Genomic DNA, 3,436 nt, shown 5'->3' on the forward strand with positions numbered 1-3,436 from the left:
GTAATCCGCTTTGATTTTTGAAATTATTTGCGTAGGCGGGGAGTAGGGAATAGGGAGTAGGGAGTAGGGAATCAGGCTTTTCGAGGTGTACGGTGTTTATTCAAAAATCAAATAGGAATCCTATATACTTGATGACTTTAGCATTTCTGCGTTCCATAAAAACCTTTTTAACCAATTCTGTGGGTTTAAATCCCCCACTTCTAACAAGCGGCAAGTATGTTAGCCGAGGGCAAGAAGTTGTTGTTCTAACTCTTTGAGTGTCACGGATGTAAATCCTCTGATGTTTTGTCAGACTACATTTACAATTTTTTTGATTGCTAAGTACAACATTTAATTAATTCATAGCGAGTTCTCTGCGTGCCTCTGCGCTTTACTCTGCGCCACTTTGCGTTGAAATTTCAACCCTCAATTCGCCACGATTTTAGGCAAAGCTGTACTTAGCTGACTACAAAATTCACCAACTTTCCAGGCACCACAATTACCTTTTTAATCTCCTTACCTTCGATGTAACGTTGGGCAATTTCTGATTCACGGGCGTATTTCTCCAACGCTGCTTTATCTGCTTGTGCTGGTACTTGAATCGCGCCGCGAGTTTTGCCCATAATTTGAATCACTAAAGTGATTTCATCAGCTACCAAAGCATCTGGGTCAAATGATGGCCAAGTTTGAGTGTGAACTGAATCACTTTCACCCAATAAATGCCATAATTCATCAGCAATGTGTGGTGCAAAGGGTGCTAGTAACACCACCAAAATCCGAATACCTTCTGCGTAAATTGGTGAATTTTTCCCGTCGGCATCAGTTAGGGCGTTACTCAACTTCATCAATTCTGAGATAGCTGTGTTGAATTGATATTCGTCTTCCACGTCTTCTGTCACCGCTTGAATAGCCGTGTGAATCGCCCGTCGCAATTCTTTTTCTGCCTTAGTTAAATCAGCGAGTTGGGCTTGCTTACGTGATACCCCAGCCGCAACATAATCTGTCACCAAGCGCCAAACCCGATTTAAAAAGCGGAATTGTCCTTCCACATCGGCTTCATCCCATTCCAGGTCTTTTTCTGGCGGCGCTTTGAACAAGATGAACATTCGCGCTGTGTCTACACCGTATTTGGCAATTACATCTTCTGGCGCTACACCGTTGCCCTTTGATTTAGACATAGTGGCATAAACGAGTTGCAGTGATTCACCTGTCTTAGCATCTCGTGGATCAGCTGGATCTACAAGATTAAAGGGAACCCACTTATCTTTACCATCCTTATTGGGATTTGTGTAAGTTAAACCCTGTACCATACCTTGAGTTAACAAGCGTTGGAAGGGTTCGTCAAAGTTCAGTAACCCTCTGTCCCGCAATACCTTAGTAAAGAACCGCGAATACAACAAATGTAAAATCGCGTGTTCAATCCCACCCACGTACTGATCAACTGGCATCCAGTCGTTAATTTTACTGGAATCAAAAACCTGTTGTTCATTTTTAGCGTCAGGGAAGCGCAAGAAATACCACGAGGAATCAATAAAAGTATCCATCGTGTCAGTTTCCCGCTTCGCTGGAGTGCCACAAGTTGGACAAGGCACATTTACCCAGCTTTCCAACTGAGCCAAAGGTGAACCGCCACGTCCAGTAAATTCTACCTCTTCCGGCAACTGGACTGGTAAATCTTTGTCAGGCACTGGCACTATCCCACAGTTGGGACAGTGAATTACAGGTATTGGTGCGCCCCAGTAACGCTGCCGCGAAATTAACCAATCCCGCAAGCGATATTGCACTCGCACTTTGCCAAAACCTTGTTGTTCGGCATATTCAATTATTGCTTGTTTAGCATCTGTGGAAGCCATACCAGTAAAAGCCCCAGAATTAATTAAAATTCCTGGTTCAGTGTATGCCTGGTTATATTCAATTTGGATGAGTTGTGTGACTTCATCAATTTCTGATGTTGGAGTTAAGTCAAAACCTGCAACATCATCTGGGGAAGCGATAACAAAATCAACTGGCAAATCGTAATTTTTAGCAAACTTAAAATCTCGGACATCGTGGGCTGGTACACCCATCACTGCCCCAGTACCATACTCATACAGTACATAGTCAGCAATCCAAATCGGCACTTCTTCCCCTGTAAATGGGTTAATTGCCACGCCACCTGTGGAGATACCCCGCTTCGGTTTGTCTTCAGCAGTACGTTCCAACTCACTTTGATTGGAAACCTCTTTAATAAAGGCTTCTACTGCCGCTTGTTGTTCTTTTGTGGTGACACGCTTTGTCAAGGGATGTTCTGGTGCTAACACTAGGTAGCTGACACCATAAACGGTATCTGGACGTGTTGTATATACGCCGATTTTTTCATCTATCCCAATGATAGGAAATTCCAAGTAAGCGCCTGTGGATTTGCCAATCCAGTTTGCCTGCATCAATTTAACGCGTTCCGGCCAACCTGTTAACTTATCCAAGTCATTGAGTAATTCTTCGGCATAATCGGTAATCTTGAAAAACCACTGCCGCAAGAATTTGCGCTCAACTATTGCGCCACTGCGCCAAGAACGTCCTTCGTTATCGACTTGCTCATTTGCCAATACAGTTTGGTCAATGGGGTCCCAGTTTACTGCTGCTTCTTTTTGGTAAGCTAACCCCGCTTGCAAAAATTGCAAGAAAATCCATTGAGTCCACTTGTAATAATCTGGTGAACAGGTAGCAAGTTCACATTCCCAATCAATGGATAAACCAAGACGCTGCAATTGTTGCCGCATCTGGGCCATATTCTGATAAGTCCACTTTGCTGGCGGTACACCACGGTCAATAGCGGCGTTTTCTGCTGGCAAGCCAAAGGCATCCCAACCCATTGGGTGTATTACCCGATACCCTTGCATTCGCTTGAGGCGGGCAATCACGTCCGTAATGGTATAATTACGGACGTGACCCATGTGTAGGCTGCCCGATGGATAAGGGAACATGGATAAAGCGTAGAATTTTGGCTTGTTGCTAGCTGTCGGTGTTTTATCTAAGCCAAGTTCTACCCATGTTTTTTGCCATTTTTCCTCAATCGCTGTTGGGTTATATCGAGAATCAACAGAATCACGTATTTCCAATGGTTTCATGCCTGTTACACTTTACTTATACTAATTTTCTAATTTAATTTACAAAATCAATTTACTATTTCTTTCTACCCCCTATTTCTATCTATCTTATATCCCTAAAGTTCAACAAGTTGAGGTATATGGGACATAAAAAAGTCCCTAAGCTTAGGATGCTGGGGACTAGATGTGTTATGGTTCTAAACTGATTTACTGTGTTAGCAGCCCGATCGCCATTTCAAGGTGTATCTTAGCCTTGTGCAAGTTAAGCAAGCTTTCTTGGTCGTATCTGTCAGGGTAGCTCATAGCCTTTCCCTCCATTGTTACCTTAATCAGTGCTGCTTGCTCATCAGTGGGTGAATTCATCTCATCTA

The 3,436-nt window shown here is 43.4% G+C and carries 1 protein-coding gene; it reads right to left on the reverse strand.

Annotation, left to right across the window (positions count from 1 at the left end; genetic code table 11):
• Positions 1-437 precede the first annotated feature (437 nt).
• A complete protein-coding gene (gene leuS / locus LC574_RS32055; RefSeq protein ID WP_229457642.1) occupies positions 438-3,086 on the reverse strand; it encodes a leucine--tRNA ligase in 2,649 nt (882 codons plus the stop codon).
• Between the last annotated feature and the right edge of the window lie 350 nt (positions 3,087-3,436).

Source organism: Nostoc sp. CHAB 5715 (assembly GCF_020829685.1).
GTDB lineage: Bacteria > Cyanobacteriota > Cyanobacteriia > Cyanobacteriales > Nostocaceae > Nostoc.